This window comes from Psychroflexus tropicus DSM 15496 (assembly GCF_000378765.1).
In the GTDB taxonomy this organism is placed as follows: domain Bacteria; phylum Bacteroidota; class Bacteroidia; order Flavobacteriales; family Flavobacteriaceae; genus Psychroflexus; species Psychroflexus tropicus.
In genome coordinates this window covers 288,444-305,721 of record NZ_KB905344.1, presented here as the reverse complement: position 1 = coordinate 305,721, position 17,278 = coordinate 288,444, and the positions used below count along the sequence as shown (strand labels likewise).

General features: G+C 36.9%; 18 protein-coding genes. 13 read left to right on the top strand and 5 right to left on the bottom strand.

Annotation, left to right across the window (positions count from 1 at the left end; genetic code table 11):
* Window positions 1-126: 126 nt before the first annotated feature.
* On the bottom strand, window positions 127-2,019 hold the full coding sequence (locus F598_RS0111015) for a M61 family metallopeptidase (protein ID WP_019039113.1): 1,893 nt from the start codon (window positions 2,017-2,019) through the stop codon (window positions 127-129).
* A gap of 605 nt (window positions 2,020-2,624) precedes the next feature.
* On the opposite strand from F598_RS0111015, the gene F598_RS0111010 reads away from it, so the two are divergent.
* From F598_RS0111010 to F598_RS0110960, 11 genes are all read left to right on the top strand, one after another.
* Window positions 2,625-3,137, top strand: coding sequence for a c-type cytochrome (locus tag F598_RS0111010; RefSeq protein ID WP_019039112.1), 513 nt, complete (start codon window positions 2,625-2,627; stop codon window positions 3,135-3,137).
* A 10-nt stretch (window positions 3,138-3,147) separates the two neighbouring features.
* Window positions 3,148-3,738 (top strand): fasciclin domain-containing protein, encoded by a 591-nt coding sequence (locus F598_RS0111005; protein WP_019039111.1) that lies wholly within the window; start codon window positions 3,148-3,150, stop codon window positions 3,736-3,738.
* Between the two features lie 20 nt (window positions 3,739-3,758).
* Window positions 3,759-5,729 (top strand): Sec-dependent nitrous-oxide reductase, encoded by a 1,971-nt coding sequence (gene nosZ, locus F598_RS0111000; protein WP_019039110.1) that lies wholly within the window; start codon window positions 3,759-3,761, stop codon window positions 5,727-5,729.
* Between the two features lie 82 nt (window positions 5,730-5,811).
* Window positions 5,812-6,417, top strand: coding sequence for a hypothetical protein (locus tag F598_RS0110995; RefSeq protein WP_026302664.1), 606 nt, complete (start codon window positions 5,812-5,814; stop codon window positions 6,415-6,417).
* A gap of 1 nt (window position 6,418) precedes the next feature.
* On the top strand, window positions 6,419-6,868 hold the full coding sequence (locus F598_RS0110990) for a nitrous oxide reductase accessory protein NosL (RefSeq protein ID WP_026302663.1): 450 nt from the start codon (window positions 6,419-6,421) through the stop codon (window positions 6,866-6,868).
* A gap of 3 nt (window positions 6,869-6,871) precedes the next feature.
* The gene (locus F598_RS0110985; protein ID WP_019039107.1) at window positions 6,872-8,119 is read left to right on the top strand and encodes a nitrous oxide reductase family maturation protein NosD; all 1,248 of its coding nucleotides are present in this window, start codon (window positions 6,872-6,874) and stop codon (window positions 8,117-8,119) included.
* On the top strand, window positions 8,113-8,820 hold the full coding sequence (locus F598_RS0110980) for an ABC transporter ATP-binding protein (RefSeq protein WP_019039106.1): 708 nt from the start codon (window positions 8,113-8,115) through the stop codon (window positions 8,818-8,820). The genes F598_RS0110985 and F598_RS0110980 overlap by 7 nt, the downstream gene beginning before the upstream one ends.
* Window positions 8,813-9,595, top strand: a complete 783-nt coding sequence (locus tag F598_RS0110975) for a hypothetical protein (protein WP_019039105.1) — start codon at window positions 8,813-8,815, stop codon at window positions 9,593-9,595. The genes F598_RS0110980 and F598_RS0110975 overlap by 8 nt, the downstream gene beginning before the upstream one ends.
* A gap of 84 nt (window positions 9,596-9,679) precedes the next feature.
* The gene (gene ric, locus F598_RS0110970; protein ID WP_019039104.1) at window positions 9,680-10,399 is read left to right on the top strand and encodes an iron-sulfur cluster repair di-iron protein; all 720 of its coding nucleotides are present in this window, start codon (window positions 9,680-9,682) and stop codon (window positions 10,397-10,399) included.
* 15 nt (window positions 10,400-10,414) lie between these two features.
* A complete protein-coding gene (locus F598_RS0110965) occupies window positions 10,415-11,650 on the top strand; it encodes a hypothetical protein (RefSeq protein ID WP_019039103.1) in 1,236 nt (411 codons plus the stop codon).
* A 73-nt stretch (window positions 11,651-11,723) separates the two neighbouring features.
* On the top strand, window positions 11,724-12,311 hold the full coding sequence (locus tag F598_RS0110960; RefSeq protein WP_019039102.1) for a uracil-DNA glycosylase family protein: 588 nt from the start codon (window positions 11,724-11,726) through the stop codon (window positions 12,309-12,311).
* 45 nt (window positions 12,312-12,356) lie between these two features.
* On the opposite strand, the gene F598_RS0110955 is transcribed toward F598_RS0110960, so the two are convergent.
* The 4 genes from F598_RS0110955 to F598_RS0110940 all read right to left on the bottom strand — a co-directional run bounded on the left by F598_RS0110955 (window position 12,357) and on the right by F598_RS0110940 (window position 14,213).
* Complete coding sequence (locus F598_RS0110955) at window positions 12,357-12,818, bottom strand: hemerythrin domain-containing protein (RefSeq protein ID WP_019039101.1); 462 nt, start codon at window positions 12,816-12,818, stop codon at window positions 12,357-12,359.
* Window positions 12,819-12,848: 30 nt separating this feature from the next.
* Window positions 12,849-13,241, bottom strand: a complete 393-nt coding sequence (locus F598_RS0110950; RefSeq protein WP_019039100.1) for a group III truncated hemoglobin — start codon at window positions 13,239-13,241, stop codon at window positions 12,849-12,851.
* Window positions 13,241-13,528 (bottom strand): hypothetical protein, encoded by a 288-nt coding sequence (locus F598_RS0110945; protein ID WP_245539780.1) that lies wholly within the window; start codon window positions 13,526-13,528, stop codon window positions 13,241-13,243. Before F598_RS0110945 ends, F598_RS0110950 begins: the two co-directional genes overlap by 1 nt.
* An 88-nt stretch (window positions 13,529-13,616) precedes the next feature.
* Window positions 13,617-14,213: a Crp/Fnr family transcriptional regulator gene (locus tag F598_RS0110940; RefSeq protein WP_019039098.1), complete on the bottom strand. Its 597-nt coding sequence runs from the start codon at window positions 14,211-14,213 to the stop codon at window positions 13,617-13,619.
* Between the two features lie 124 nt (window positions 14,214-14,337).
* Here F598_RS0110940 and F598_RS0110935 point away from each other — a divergent pair, with 124 nt between their 5' ends.
* Both F598_RS0110935 and F598_RS0110930 read left to right on the top strand, forming a co-directional pair.
* Entirely contained in the window at window positions 14,338-14,721 is a 384-nt protein-coding gene (locus F598_RS0110935) for a hypothetical protein (protein ID WP_245539779.1), read from the top strand.
* Between the two features lie 45 nt (window positions 14,722-14,766).
* Window positions 14,767-17,064, top strand: a complete 2,298-nt coding sequence (locus F598_RS0110930) for a TonB-dependent receptor domain-containing protein (protein ID WP_026302662.1) — start codon at window positions 14,767-14,769, stop codon at window positions 17,062-17,064.
* Window positions 17,065-17,278 lie beyond the last annotated feature (214 nt).

The following is a 17,278-nucleotide window of genomic DNA, read 5'->3' as shown; positions in this document are numbered from 1 at the left end:
CTTTTTGTAATTTAATGCTAAAGCTAAATAAACACAATGGTTTTAGTATAAACAGCTATAAACAAAAACCCGCAGCATAAATGCTGCGGGTTTCGTTTTACTCTTAAATTTAATTAAAATTCAGTATTACTGATTTAACCAGGCCTTACGAACTGCAATCTGCTCTTCAGTAGCATTTTCATCTTCTACAATAGATTCTGAAACGGCTACAGGCTTGGTCAGTGTCGTCTCGATAACTATGACTTCTCCATCGCGCTCTAGTTCCATAGTGATGTCTTGTCCGACTTGCCAGCTATACATCATTCCGACAGTTTGCTGTGCATTGGCCATCGTCAATTCTGAGTCATTCACTTTTTTAATCACATCCCCAGCTTGTATGTTTTGAGATTTCCAAAAGGAATTGTTTAGCGCATTCTCCTTAAAGATGATTGCTCCTTTTTCTTGATCAGCACCAAAAATGATGTTTTGTCCACCAGAAAAAATAAAGTTGGTTTCTACTTCTTTTTCTGCTTTGGTTAGGCCTACCATTTGAAAAAATTCATCGTAGTTGATCGGAGTTTCCCCTTCAACATGAGTCGTCAAAAACTCCCCAACACTTGGATAGGTCATTTTAGTGATTTCAGAAATCAATTGATCGTCTTCAAAAGGTTGGTCCACTCCATATTTGCTGGATAATTCTTTCATTAAAGACAGCATGCTACGCTCGCCATTGCTTTCCTTTCTCATCAAGATATCAACACACATCCCAATTAATGCCCCTTTCATATAAACGTTGTAATAGTTTGAAGCGTAAGGTTCTTCCAATACATTTTCACTCATTTTTGTAAAGCTCATGCTGTCATCAAGATTTTTCGATGTCATGATTTTACTGTTGACAGTGTTATAAAATTCCTGAGGTTCTACCAGGTCTTTGTACACCTGAAAATGCTGAGCAAAATACTCAGTTACCCCTTCATACATCCATAAGTGTTTAGAGAATGTCGGGTCATTGTAATCAAAGTAATGCACATCTTCAGAATGAACTGAAAGTGGAGTAACAATGTGGAAGAACTCGTGTGCAATCACATCAATCATCGTTCCTTTGAGGCTTTCTAATGGCATGCTTTCGCTAAAGACCGCAACCGTAGAAGTTTGGTGTTCTAAGGCTCCAAATCCCTTTGGAGAATCTTCTTTACCTTCAGATAGGTAGACATAAATATCATAGCGTGAGGTCGTATTGATTTCACCTAAGTAGGCTTTCTGCGCCTCCATCATCTCATAGACGGTTTCTTTTAAGCTTTCTGCAGTATGCGTTTTATTTGGTGAAAACAAACTCAAAACGATTTTGATATCGCCTACCATAAATTCTTCAACATCTAGATCTCCATACATCATCGGATTGTCGGTAATGTCGAAATACCTTGGAGCAAAATAAGTAGTCGTTAGGCTATTGCCGTCTTCACTAGTGGTTTCTCCGGTACTTTGTAAAGCAGAAGTCCGGTCGAAATCAACAGGAGCGGTAACATCCAAGGTATACTGATTGCTTTTTAATTCATCGAAGTAACCGATAAAGCCATGTAAATTCAGAACATAGTTATCTAGCTCTATATTGGTTCCTGCTGGCGAAAATGGCTGTTCCCCGCCTATTCCTCCACTGGTTTCAATATCATAGGTATCATTGACGTAATAGGTGATCTTATCTAGATTTTTAGCACCTACAATGGTCCACGTATTGTTTCCTTCTTTAGTGGCCGTTAAAGTATTCCCTTCATAATCCATTGCCGTGAAATCATCGACATACTTTCCAAAATCACTTACAGAATAGGTGCCTTGTATAACTCTAGGCAATCTGTAGGTAACTGTATCTTTTGTAAAACGACCTGGATCAATACTTACCGGTACCCTATCGTTATCGACAGCTGTCAGGTCCAAAGAGGTTTTAATAGGGGTGTTGACTGCTAAATCATTTATTTTGGATTTGGTGGCATCACAAGCGACCAACAATAATCCCAGACTTAAAATACTTAAGGTTTTCTTCATAATGATGAATTCGATTTTTTTAATTGATTACTACTTTATTGATTTATTACACAAATCTAACTAAATCTTCATTATAATTTCGATCTTTATTAGTCCTACATAAAAGCTTAATTTCAATTTGATATAACTTTATTTGATGCGACTTACATAACATTAGGAAGTATTTATGAAAATTAGAAGTAACCCCCCTACTGTTGAAGAGGTTTACATTTGGATTAATTATTCTTCTATTATGAATTAAATCACGGATGTTTATTCGCTTTCCTTCCAAATAGATCAAAGATTTTACACTTTATATTAGTTCTTACTGTTATACTCCTCCTTCAGTTGAATCATATTTCGATTTAGATTGGTATAAATCGATAATGGAAACGATAAAAAAATCAGATACTGTAGTATTATATGTATTCATTCAAAAATTGACATTTATCAGTTTTATACGAATAAGTTCCTTATCGAGGATCAAAAAAAATCAGTTCAAATCTGCCTTATTACCAGCTGTTTACACCTTTAAGTTTTAAAAAAGAGCTAGTCTTTATGATTCTGGTCATAATAAATATGGTTCCTTCATTTTTAGTTTTGTGGGAGTAATCAAAATCAACATCATGAAATCAATAATTAAAATCAGTGCCATTATTCTACTCGGCTTTGCAATGGCATGTGGAGGAAACGAAGAAAAAAAAGACAAAGACCAAATCAAAATAAGCAATACATCTAATACAGGGAAAAAGGAGACTACCCCAAAAGCAACTCAAAAAACTTCCACAGAAGATGATATGGCTAATATTGGCATAGGACCTATCACATCTGTAGAGGTTGGCGATGGTATTGATGAAGCCATGGCTGGTAGAGGAAAAGAGGTCTTTAACAACTTATGTACAGCCTGCCATAAAATGGACAAAAAATTCGTAGGACCAGCAATATCTGGAGTTACCAAGAGAAGATCTCCAGAATGGATTATGAACATGATTTTGAATCCTGAAGAAATGATTAAAAAAGACCCTATTGCTAAGCGTCTGTTGGTAGAAAATAACATGGCTGTGATGGCCAACCAAAATGTCTCTGAAGAAGATGCCAGAGCGATCTTGGAATATTTTAGACAAATCGATAACCAATAATACTAAGCTCATGGACCTCAAAAAAATGCTGAATTGTTCAGCAATTGTTTTATCAATGGCATGTTTGCTTGCCTGTAATACCAAAGGTAAAGCCGATACAGAAGATAAAACCTCTAAGGCATACCTCAACGAGGTCTCCACTTCCAAACAAGGTCAAGCCTTTATGGAAGATGACGGTAATGAAATGAATGCTCTCAAACTGGCACTTACTTCTCCAGACCATACCACTCTGGTAAAGGCTGTACAGGAGGCAGAGGTAGAAAACGCTCTGGTAAATGTAGGACCACTCACAGTATTTGCTCCCACCAATGCTGCGTTTAATAAAATAGATAAAGCAACACTTGAAGATTTGCTAAAGCCAGAACATAAGTCTGCCCTAGCTGGTATTCTTGTTCATCATGTGGCTCCAAGCAACTACCCCTTAAAAACACTTCAAAAAAACGTAGAAAAAAACAGAAAGCTTTACATGGCAGACGGCCAATACCTTGATGTTACCACCCAGGGTGATGATATCTACATTGGAGGCACAAAAATTATAAAGTCGGTAAATGTGAGCAATGGCTGGGTTCATATCATCGAAGAGGTTTTACTCCCAAATTAATTATTTAAATTTTACATATCATGAAAACAATACAAAAATTTTTACTAGGCTTAAGTGCAGGACTACTGCTAGTAGGCTGTGGTAACACATCAAAAGATAGTTCTAATTCTGGCGCTATGTCGTCTTCTAATGCTGAAAAGGTCTACGTTCCGCCTGGAGAACACGATGAGTTTTATGCCTTCATGTCTGGAGGATATTCTGGAAATCTAACGGTTTATGGTTTGCCTAGTGGAAGAATGCTTAAGGAAATTCCTGTTTTTTCTCAATTTCCAACCAATGGTTATGGTTATTCTGAAGAATCGAAGGCAATGCTTAACACCTCTTTTGGATTTATACCTTGGGGAGATGCGCACCATCCTGATATTTCCCAAACTGATGGTGTTCTGGATGGACGATGGATCTTTATCAATGAAAACAATACCCCTCGTATTGCAAGAATCAGTTTAACCACTTTCGAAACGGAGGAGATTATTGAGATTCCAAATTCTGCAGGAAACCATGCTTCTTCTTTTGTAACTGAAAATACAGAATACATCGTTGCAGGTACCCGTTTTGCAGTTCCAAATCCTCAAAAGGATATGCCAATTGATGAGATGAAAGGGGAATTTAAAGGGCCTTTAAGCTTTATCTCCATAGATCAAGAACACGGCCACATGAACCTGGATTTCCAGTTGAATATGCCTGGCTTTAATTATGATCTGGCTCATCCTGGTCGGGATAAATCACACGGATGGTTTTTCTTTACCTCCTATAATACAGAGGAAGCACACTCTATGCAAGAAGTTAATGCCTCTCAGAACGATAAGGATTTCATAGCAGCTGTAAACTGGAAGAAACTTGCAGAATATGTAAAAAATGGTGGAGGCACTAAAGTAGCTGGTACTTATGCTCATAATGTTTATGACGAATCAACGATGACTGCAACTACCGAGATGAAAGAAGGTGTGATCTCTGTAGATCCAAGAAATGTTGAAGGTGCGGTATATTATATGCCTGTTCCTAAATCTCCACACGGTTTAGATGTGGATCCATCGGGGCAGTATATTATCGGGAATGGAAAATTATCTACTCAATTGAGTGTCTATTCTTTTGATAAAATGATGAAGGCAATAGAAAATAAAGATTACGATGGAGATGCCTATGGGATACCTATTCTAAAATTCGATTCTGTTTTGGAAGGTGTTGTAGATAGTGGAGGTTTAGGTCCTTTGCACACAGAGTTTGACGGTAAAGGTTTTGGTTATACCACCTTCTTTATTTCTTCTGAAGTGGTGAAGTGGAAAATTGGAACTTGGGAAGTCGTAGACAGATTACCTTCGTTCTATTCTGTTGGGCACCTTACAATACCTGGAGGTAACTCTAGAAAACCATTTGGAAAGTACATGTTTAGCATGAACAAAATTACAAAAGACAGGTACTTACCTACAGGGCCAGAACTAGAACATTCTGCACAGCTATATGATATTAGTGGCGATAAGATGGATCTTCTATTGGATTTCCCTACTCATGGCGAACCACATTATGCCGCAGCTATTCCTGCAGACTTGATAAAATCTAAGTCTAAAAAATACTATGACCTAGAGGAAAATAATCACAAATATGCAGCAAAAAGTGAAGCAGCTACACGAGTAGAACGAAATGGTAATGAAGTTCATGTTTATGCAACAACTGTTAGAAGTCATTTTGCTCCTGATAATATTGAAGGAATAAAGGTAGGTGATAAAGTGTATTTCCATATCACCAACCTAGAACAAGACTTTGACGTTCCTCATGGATTTGCTGTAATAGGGGCTAATACCTCTGAAATATTGATTATGCCTGGACAAACCAAAACCATCACTTGGGAACCAGAGCGAGAAGGCGTGTGGCCATTTTATTGCACCGACTTTTGTTCTGCTCTCCACCAAGAAATGCAAGGTTATGTAAGGGTTTCTGGAAAGAACAGTTCTACTAAATTAAGATGGTCGCTAGACGATGAATGGAAAGAGTAATAATTGATTTTTGATTATATCATTACTCCTCATGGGTGAGTGGAATCTCTGCTCACCCTTTTTTCATCAAAAACATAAAACTATGAAAGCTGCAAGTATATCAATGATAATAGGATCTGCTTTATTACTGGGGTTGTTCATCTTCCCGTTATGGAGTATTAGTTTAGAAGCTCCCCAATATCCAAGTGGTATCGGCATGTACATTCATTTAGATGGGCTCCAAGGTCACGAAAAACACGATATCCAAAATATTGATGGACTCAATCACTATATAGGTATGCGTAAGCTTCCTAAACAAGATGAAATGTGGGAGTTTTCTGTATTCCCTATTGTTGTAGGTGGTATGGCTATTTTAGGAATTCTTATTGGATTGTTAGGATTTTTTAAAAAAGTATCTTACAAGTGGTTTTTGGGCTGGTTGATTTTAATGACCGTATTGGGCGTTGCAGGGATGTTCGATTTTAATGCCTGGATGACAGATTATGGTACCAACTTAGACCCGAAAGCTATTATGAAAATGACCGATGCTGACGGGAATCCATTAAGCTATAAGCCACCCCTTTTTGGTTCTAAAGACATTTTAAATTTTAAAGCACACTCCTACCCCGCGTTGGGAGCCATATTGATGGGCACAGGAATGTTTCTAACCTTTATAGCCTATTTTATAGGTCTAAAAAAAGCAAAATAGAATGAAAAAGATAATCCTTTATACTGCAAGTCTTTTAGTTTTTATGGCTTGCGATACCTCTATAAAACCTATACAGTATGGTCGCGACCAATGTGATTATTGCAGCATGGGAATCGTGCAGAAAACGCACTCAGCCCAGTTGGTCACTTCTAAAGGAAAGCAGCGTAAATTTGATGCCATTGAGTGCATGGTCAATTATATTGAAAAAGACTCTCAAAGCTTAAAAGATGCAAACTTATGGGTGGCCAATTACACAGCACCAGGACAAATGATTCCTGCAAAAGAAGCTAGCTATTTAATTAGCAAAAACTTACCAAGTCCAATGGGAGCTTACCTTACTGCTTTCAAAAATGAAGCAGACGCTTTAAAAACAAAAAAACAACTTGAAGGCTCTATTCATCATTGGGGAGAACTTCCTGAAGCTATAAAAAAAGACGTTTATTCTAAATAAGCTATGTATAATTCATTTGTGTTTTTTCTCTTAGTTATTCATACAAACCTTCTATTTGCTCAGCATCAAATCATTGATGTTTGCAAGAACGCATGTGATTTTAAGTCTGTACAAGAAGCTGTAAATCACGCTCAACCAGGAGATTCCATATTTATAAAAAAAGGAGTTTACAAAGAACACGATATCTTCATCGATAAAAAGTCTCTTCATCTCTATGGCGAAGAAGGAACAATTATAGATACAGATAATAAAGGCTATGGTTTTAAAATAGAAGCAACAAACTTCAGCTTGGAAAATTTGACTGTAGTGAACACAAAAGTGAGTTATACCACAGATTATGCTGCTATTTATTTATTTAAATGTTATGACTTTAAGCTAAGAAAAATTACCCTTAAAAACGCATTTTTTGGATTTTTGATAGAAAAGTCAAAAAATGGACTTGTAGAGGGCAATACTATTTCAGGAAGTGGTAGTACAGAGGCCAACTCTGGAAATGCCATACACCTATGGGATTCCAAAGATATGGTAGTGAAGAATAATCAAGTTTTTAAGATGAGAGATGGAATCTACATAGAATTTGGAAATAACAATGTATTCGAAAACAATAGGAGTTATGATAATAGGCGTTATGGCTTACATTTTATGTTTTCTAATGACAACAGGTACAGTCATAATACATTTACAAACAATAGCGCGGGTGTTGCTGTGATGTTTTCGAAACGCATCATTATGAACAATAATATCTTCGAAAAAAATTGGGGAACCGCTTCTTACGGACTTTTGTTGAAAGAAATAAATGACGGTGAGATTACACATAACACATTTAGAAATAATACGATAGGAATTACTGCAGATGGCTCCACCAGAATGACGTATTACGAAAATGATTTTATAGACAATGGATATGCCGTAAAGTTTGTAGGTGGAAGTTATCGTAATAAATTTCACAAAAATAATTTCTTATACAACAATTTTGACTTGAGTTATTCTGGTGGCCTAAACGATAACAGCTTCGATAACAATTATTGGAGTGATTATACTGGCTACGACCTAGACAGAGATGGGTATGGTGATGTACCCTACCGGCCGGTCAAACTCTTTAGTTACCTTGTAAATGAAACTCCAGAAAGCATTATTTTGTTAAGAAGTTTATTTATTGATATCATCAATTTTTCAGAAAAAGTAACTCCAGTATTCACTCCAGAAAATCTAATAGATCAACAGCCTTTAATGCGTAAAGTAGAATGGTAGAATTTAAAGATATATATAAAAAGTTCGATAAAAATGAGGTGTTAAAAGGGATCAACCTCACGATACAAAACGGAAAAACTACGGCCATACTAGGGCCTAATGGTTCTGGCAAAACCACTTTAATCAAAATCCTTCTGGGAATGAGCCACCCCAATAAGGGTGACGTCCTGTCTAATGCATCCAGCATTAGACAGAACTGGACTTACCGTAAAAACATAGATTACCTCCCTCAAATAGCCAATTTTCCAGAAAATATCAAAGTGAAAGAAATCATTCGTATGATTAAGGATTTGCGAAACCAAAAGACACGAGATGAGGAATTGATTACTTATTTTGGCTTAGCACCTTACCTCAATATTAAATTAAGCAACTTATCGGGAGGGTTTAAACAGAAAGTAAATCTGGTTCTGAGTTTGATGTTCGATAGTCCATTTATCATTCTTGATGAGCCTACTTCTGGACTGGACCCCGTTTCTTTGATTAAGCTTAAGGAGCTTTTGAAGAAAGAACAATCTAAAGGAAAAACAATTTTAATTACTTCTCATATCATGAGTTTTGTAGAAGAGATTTCAGACCATATCAGTTTTATTTTAGATGGGAAAGTCTATTTTGATGGAAGCATAGACCAACTGAAATCGACTACAGGAGAACCTAACTTTGAATATGCTATTGCTAATTTGTTAAAAGATAACCATGCTTAAAATTTTAAAATATAGTTTTTTCGATTTGGTAAGAAGCCGATGGAGTTATGTTTACTTCTTGTTCTATCTGCTTTTAAGTTCAGTATTGCTATTTTTAAATAATAATATTTCTAATGCCATCATCACCCTTCTAAATGTAGTTATCGTTTTGGTTCCTCTTATTGGTACCATATTCGGTGTGATGTATTACTATAACTCTCAAGAATTTACAGCCCTTCTTTTGGCACAGCCTATCCGCAGAAGATCTATCTTTATGGGACAATTTCTTGGCGTAGCCGTTTCCTTATCTTTAAGTGTGCTTCTCGGTTTGGGGATTCCATTCGCTCTGTACGGCTTGTTTCAATCCAACGTGATATTCGACTTCTTAATTTTGATTGTCGTCGCCATAGTTTTAAGTTTTATTTTTAGTGGACTAGCTTTTAATATCGCCCTGTCCAATTCCAATAAAATTAAGGGATTTGGTTATGCTATATTGTTATGGCTTTTTATGGCCGTTATTTATGATGGTGCATTTTTAATAGCTCTGGTGTACTTTCAAGATTATCCTTTGGATCAATTTACTCTGTTTGCAACCTTATTCAATCCTATAGATTTATCTAGAATTCTCATTCTATTGAAATTAGACATTTCGGCTTTATTAGGATATACGGGAGCTATTTTTAAGGATTTCTTTGGCACCCTTACGGGAAGTTTGGTTTCTCTCGGAGTACTCTTAGCCTGGGTTTTACTCCCATCATGGCGAATGCTGAAGGTTGCTCAACGCAAAGATTTTTAATTATTTCTTTAACTTGATTGAAGTCATAAACTTTTGAAAACCTGTACTCTACTTTTGATATTAAATTATTAAAAACTACGTATCATGACAGCATTAAAAAACAAAACAGTAGCAGAGTTGGTTAGTGAAAATATTAATACCGCTCACGTTTTCAAAAAATACGATATAGATTTTTGTTGCGGCGGTGGTGTGAGTCTTAGCAAGGCTTGTGAAGATCGCAATGCCAATATAGATGAAGTTATTCTAGACCTTCAAAACCTGGTAGAAAACGGAAGAAGTTATAATTACAATACCTGGGATTTAAGCTTTTTAGCTCAACACATCAAAAATATTCACCACACCTACGTAGAGGAGAGTATACCTTTGCTCATCCAATACACCAATAAGGTAGAAAAAGTGCATGGAAAAACCAATCCCGAGTTAATTCAAATCAAAGAACTATTTCGCAAAGTAGCCAATGAGCTAACCACCCACTTGAAGAAAGAAGAGCTTATTTTATTCCCCTTCATAGAAAAAATGGAAAGTGCCTATAAGAACAATCAGAAACTAAGTCGTCCTCCTTTTGGTAGTGTAGAAAGTCCAATTGCAATGATGGAAGATGAACATGAGGCAGCTGGAGATTTGTTTAAAGAAATTGCCAGATTGACTCAGGATTATACCTTACCTGCCAATGCTTGCAACACGTATAAAGCCATGTACCATAAATTGGAAGAGTTTCAAAATGATTTACATTTGCATATTCATTTAGAAAATAATATACTTTTCCCTAAAGCTTTGGCGATGGAGAAAGCTATTTTTTCATAGTTAGTTTGTTTATTTATGATCCTAAAACAGCAATTTAGAAGTGGTTTTATTTACTTTCTTATAACTGCTGTTTTAGGTTTTTTACTTCGGCTAGAGTCTACCCCCTTTAGTATCGATCTTCCTACAGCGTACAGGTTTTGGGTTCATACCCATTCTCACATCGCACTTCTTGGCTGGGTATATTTGGGCTTAAGTAGTCTCCTGGTTTATTTTTTTATCGACAAATCACAATCTCTCAAACATTATCTTAAGCTATTTTGGGCTACTCAATTCTGTATTTTAGGAATGCTTATTTGTTTTCCCATTCAAGGTTACGCCTTATTTTCTATAATATTTTCCACACTATTTTTAATCCTTAGCTATATCTTCTTCGGTTTTCTATTGAAGCATACTCAATCCCGCGTACGCCAAAAGAAGTCATTCCTTATCATCAAATGGGCATTGTTGTATATGGTCTTATCTTCTATAGGCCCCTGGGCTTTGGGAGGAATAATGGTTACTTTAGGGAATCAATCTGTCTGGTACAAGCTTTCGATTTATTTTTATCTGCACTTTCAATACAACGCCTGGTTTATATTAGCAGCTATTGGATTATTGCTCTTTTTGTTAGAAAAAGTCAACCTTCAGATCGAGAAGAAAGCCTTCAATAAATTCTTTGTGCTATTTAACTTAGGCACAATTTTTAGCGCTTTTTTATCTGCGCTATGGGCGTTTTCACATTGGGCGATTTATGGTCTTGCAAATCTGGGCAGCTTGTGCTTATGGGTGGGATTATTCTACTTCTGGACATCAGTAAAAAATCCTTTAAAATCATTTTATAAGAACCAATCTAGCCAAACTAAATTTATACTCATCTTTCTCCTTGGTGTTTTTTTGCTCAAGTTCGTTATGCAAAGTCTTGGTGGAATTCCTTATTTTGTTACAATTACTGCAATTAATGTAGACTTGGTTATTGGCTACCTGCATTGGTTTTTTCTTGGATTTATAAGTCTATTTTTATTATTTATGGCGTCTTATTTGAGATGGATCAAGCTTTCTAATATAAGCTTAGGGCTTTTTGTATCGGGATTTCTACTTACTGAAATTTCAATATTTTATAGGGCTGGGATGGCGGTGTTTCACTTCCCTATGCTGCCATCTCTAAACATTCATATTGCAGCATACTCCCTATTGTTAGTCCTAAGTATTTTTTGGATTCTGGTAGAATCACTTTTAGCAAAAACTAAGTATTCCAATCCTTTGGAAAAATAAAAGCTTGAGTGTTTTTTTCTGAGGCTAAAGCACTGTTTAAGTATAAATTTAAAGTTTATTTGCAATAGAGATCATGGAAACACTTTTAAATGACATAAGAGATTGCTCTGCCTGCGAGCAGGAATTACCCTTAGGACCACGACCTATTGTGGAAGCAAATCTATTAAGTAAAATCGCAGTAATAGGGCAAGCACCAGGAACCAAAGTTCACGCTTCCGGAATTCCTTGGGATGACGCCAGTGGTAAACGCTTAAGAGAATGGATGGGCGTGGATAAAACTTCGTTTTACGATACCTCAAAATTTGCCCTTATTCCCATGGGTTTTTGTTATCCTGGAAAAGGAAAGTCTGGCGATTTACCCCCAAAGAAAATTTGTGCCCCCATGTGGCATCCCCCATTATTTGAGGAACTTAAAAATTTGAAGCTTATAATTTTAGTAGGACAATATGCCCAAAACTATTATATGAAAAGTGAAGATACCCGGTTAAACCTGACACAACGCGTGGCAAATTTTAAAACCTATTTACCAAGATTTTTTGTGTTACCTCACCCTTCACCAAGAAACAATATTTGGCTGAAAAAAAATCCATGGTTTGAGGAAAAGGTCGTTCCTAGTTTAAAAATTTACGTCAATAAAAGCTTATCCCACCTTATGCATTAAAAGTTCTATTGCGACGTTTTATTACACAAAGTGGGTTTGAAATAATCACTTCCAGAACGGATGAGGCCACACCTCACAAGTGCTCTGAGAGTCATGTATAGCTTGAAATTTTGCTAGCTCTTCACTATTTAATTCCTCCTGAATCCAATTGAACAGCTCTCGTTCTTCTAGCCTAATGTGAAGTTGAAGCAACTCATAAATCGCTTTAAAATCTTTATAAGTTTTAGGTTGTGTATTAAAAAGCGATTCCAAATCTCTATGTTGTTGTCTTGCTGTTTTGACTAGTTCATAATCTTCTTTAAGCATTGGAAAAAGCTGTAGTTCTTCCATTTTGAAGTGTGGTAATAGATGTTGTTTCCAAAACCAGATAGCATAGTTTTCCATCTCCTCAAGCCTTGCTCTTTTGGCAACACCCTTTTGTAATCGCAAAGCAAAGATAAGTCCATCGTGATGCTCTCGACTCAGGTTTTTAAGGGCTTCGTGGCGCTTTAAGGGTTCATTAGGCATAGCTAAGTAATTTTGAAAATCAGTTTAAGATTAAAGATACGTTTCTCTAGATTTATAAATAGTCATAAAAATGTGAAAGGCCATATTCCTTGCATTGTTTTTGGCGCGGTTGGCTAAGTCACCTTCAAAATATTCATTAATAGTTTCAAACCAAAGGTTTAGCCAGACTCCAAAATGTTTTTGCTCAATTGACTGATTAAAATTATGATCTACCTCTAAGTGTGCTTGTTTTGGATTGCCTTTGTAATTTCGCTTAAACAATAAATTAGTCTCCCAGAAATCAGTTAGTTTTTCAAGATGCTCGTCCCAATCCTGAATCGATTTATTGAAAAAAAAGCCAATGTCTTCATCGGCTCTAATCTTTTTATAAAACTCGGTCACCAGTAAAGAAACATCATCTCTTGTTTTTATTTCTCTTTTCATTAGAAAATTATATAAAATAAAATTGAAATTATACTAGACAAAACACTAATGATCTGAAGTATAAATACCGCTTTATGTTTTAATCCAGCAAGAACTGAGGCATTATAAGCCATACAAACCACAACAATCCATCCCAAATGCAACATATAAATGAGGGAATTACCCTGCATCAATATCATCATAGCAGCAATAGAACCTAGGCAACTAGACACTATGATACCTAGTATGGAATTGGCCATGTAAAATCGTTCAAAATCGTTAGATAAGCGTTCAAAAATTGTCATCATCTTTTCTTTTTGTAAATGTTAGCTACAAAAGTAAAAGACTCAAGGAAGTGCATTTATGATCTGAATCAGGACAACAGGGTTTATCACGTTACCTTAGCAATTTGCGTTTAACAATCCTAATTTCCCCTTTTTTTTCCAAAGCTTTACAAGCTCTTATCACGGTTTCTACCCTCAAACCTGTAAGATCTGCTATTTGTTGTCTAGTCAAATCCACCTCTAAGATCTGGTGTGCTTCAAGATTTTGAATATGTTTCTTGGTATAATCCAATAATCTGAGTATACGATGTTCTGGATCCTGAGACGATATCTCCGAAGCCATAATAGCTTTATAGTAAAGACGGGAGGCCAATCCTTCTGATATTTTAAGGTGAACTTTTGGATATTGCTCAAGCAATTTAAAAAAGTTGGTTTTAGGGAGGCGATAAATTTCAGCATCGGTTATGGCCTCTGCAGCAGCAGGATATGCTACGTCTGCAAACAAAGGAGGTTCTCCAAAACTTTGTCCAGAATAAAAAATGCCTTGTATAAACTCCTTCCCATCTCTATTAAAATTATTCATCTTAACCTCTCCAGACTTCACTTGGAAGTAAAATTGGGCTTTACTGCCATATTCAAAAATTACCTCTCCTTTCTCAACTTCAAGAAGTTCAGCATCAAATTCATCTAAAAATTTAGTCTCAATCATAACAATACATTACAAATTTAAATATGCCATTTTTTTTTCTGATTATTGTCAGTTTTTGGATTAAAGCAGGGCTTATGTGATTTCAATCACAAACCAAAATACATATACAAGTTATTTTTGTGATGTGAATAAATTCAAGTCACATATCACATTTGCACTATGCCTTATCGTACTTCTCTTTACGATGAAGTCTGGTTTTTGGCTATCATACTACGTAGCCTTCACCGATAACTTCATCGAAAATTACTGTGAAAATAAAGACCAGCCTGAACTTGAATGTGATGGAAAATGCTACTTGAGTGATGTCCTTGATAGAAAAGAACCAGAAACCCCAAAAAATGCTTCTGTTTTTCTAGAAAGCGAACTTATTTTCACAACGGTCGATTTTGAATCCGATTTGATTATAGCTGCCATACCTTATGTAAAAACTACACCTTATTTTCATACTTCACTGTATAAATTCAAATTTCTACAAAGCAACTTCAAACCTCCAGCCCTTTCAATTTAACATCCCATTTTAAAAACACATTTGTTAAACTAGAACTGCTTAAAGATGAAATTTATTTTAAGCGCAGTATTCTATACGTTTAGTTTTATGACGCTTTTAGCGCAGACAAAATCTATAGAAGTTAAAGACGCGCAAACTCAAGAAACTCTTACAGGCGTTTACGCCATCAATCAAAACAATAAAAAAGACTATCGCCTTACAGAAAATAAGGTATTGAAGTTAGACATCGGTGAAGTCTACCTCATCAATCATATAGGGTACACTCCTATATTATTAAAGGTAGAAGAAGCCACTCCTGCAACAATAGCACTAAAAGCCATACCAACTGAACTTGGTGAAGTTTTGGTCACGGGTAGGATTTTTCAAGACCCGGTGATGAATACGACTACCCCTGACTTAACCGAACGCGTGACTCAACCTAAAAATGTAGCGGATCTCTTTAGAGACATCAATGGTTTTGGACTCATAAAACGAGGAAATTACGCCATCGATCCCTCCTTTCGTGCTGCTCAATATGAGCAACTCAACATTCAGTACGATGGAGGAACCAAAGTGATGCATGCCTGCCCCAACCGGATGGATCCTATCACGACCCACGTGATTCCTGAAGACATTTCAAAAATTGAAGTGGTACGGGGACCCTACACCATGCGATACGGAGCCACCTTTGGTGGGTTGATTAACATGGTGTCCAAACGACCTGAAATAGGAAGCTATGGCTTGTCAGGTAGTGCATCGACTGGTTTCGAAAGCAATGGGAATTCACAGGTTAGTATGGCCAGACTTCAGTATGCAGAAGAAAAATTTGATGTCGTCGGCATGTATGGCTATCGGGATTTTGGTAACTATGAAGACGGTGCTGGAAGAGAAATTCCTTCATCTTTCAGAAGTATAGATTACAGTCTGCTTGTGGGTTATAATTTTACCCCTTTGGAGCGCCTACAATTACACTGGAGACAATCCTTTGGCAGAGATGTGCTGCACGCCTCTTTACCCATGGATTCAGACTTTGATGATTCATCGATGTTATCTTTAGATTATCACAAAAAAAGACCTGGTAAGACCCTGCAAAAAATTCAGGCCAAAGCCTATTATTCTTACGTGGATCACCTGATGAGCAATCGCAGAAGAAGTAATTTCAATACCGTAGAAGCAGAATCTCCTGTGGAAGCCACAACCGCTGGAGGCCGATTCGAATTAGAATGGAAATTGGATGAATTCTGGACCTTATTTACAGGGACAGATGCGCTGCTCATCAGTAGAGACGGACAAAGAAATCGACTGGTCAAGCAGAATATGATGGGCATGCCCCTTAATCCGCCTCTGGAATTTACAGACAAAATCTGGCAGGATTCCTATATCAATGATTACGGGTTATTTGCGGAATCACGCTATAGGCTCAGTTCGTCAACTGTACTTAACGCTGGTATTCGTTATGACCTGGTCAATTCTGACATTCAAGATCCAGCATCAGATTTTCAAGCTTACTACCCTGGTTTAGGAAACAGGACAGAGCATAATGTGAGCGCCACTGTATCCCTTAAGAAACTGTTGGATGCTGATAATCAGTTGGAATTTGCAGTTGGCCGTGGCGTGCGTTCAGCTAACATGATTGAACGTTTTATCAATCATTTTCAGGTAGGTCAAGACCCGTTTGAATACATTGGTAATCCCAACTTGGATGCCGAAGTCAATAATCAATTTGAAGTCGCTTATACCGGTAAGAAGGTGTTAGATGGTGCCATCAATAGATTAGATTGGGGAGCTTCCGTGTATTTTTCTCATTTTGAAAATTACATCGTTGCCATCATCGATCCTACCAAAACCAGAAAGTTTATGCCAAATCAAGAACCACAAAATCCCAAAGTGTTTAGAAATCTTGAGGAGGCCTACAAAACAGGTTTTGAAGCTAACTTAAGCTTAAGCTTCTTGAAGAATTTTCAATTTGATGCTGAGACGGCCTACGTCTATGCCAGAAATGAGGACTTGAGCGAGTCTTTACCCCTTACCCCACCTTTGCGAACCTTATTCAGCTTAGGCTATACCAAAAATAAATTTTGGGCAGCTACCGATTTACGACTTGTAAGTCAGCAAGATGAATTAGCCACGTCCTTTGGCGAAAACCAGGCGACCCCAGGCTATGAATTAGTTGACTTTAGACTGGGATATGAATTGATTCCGGGACTTAACCTTGGAGCAGCGGTACTTAATGCGTTTGATACGCAGTATTTTGATCACCTCAACTTTGCTTTCAGAAATCAAGCAAATGCTAACTTAAGTGGCATGGAACGTTTAACCGATCCAGGACGAAACTTTACGGTATTTGTGAAGTATGCGTTTTAACCATTTGGGCGTTTATACGGGATGTCCGTTACTAGTCCGCAAGCCAAAGCCAAGAGTCTCTAAGGCAAAGAAGGAGCTTCTGTGGTCGCTCTGCTTTGCCAAGAACTTCTGGGCTTTGGCTTTTACGGGCTATCCACATCTATCCCTAACGCTTAACCTCTTTTACATCTAGTTTTTTATTCTACATTAGCGTTTCAAAACAACCTTTACCCTC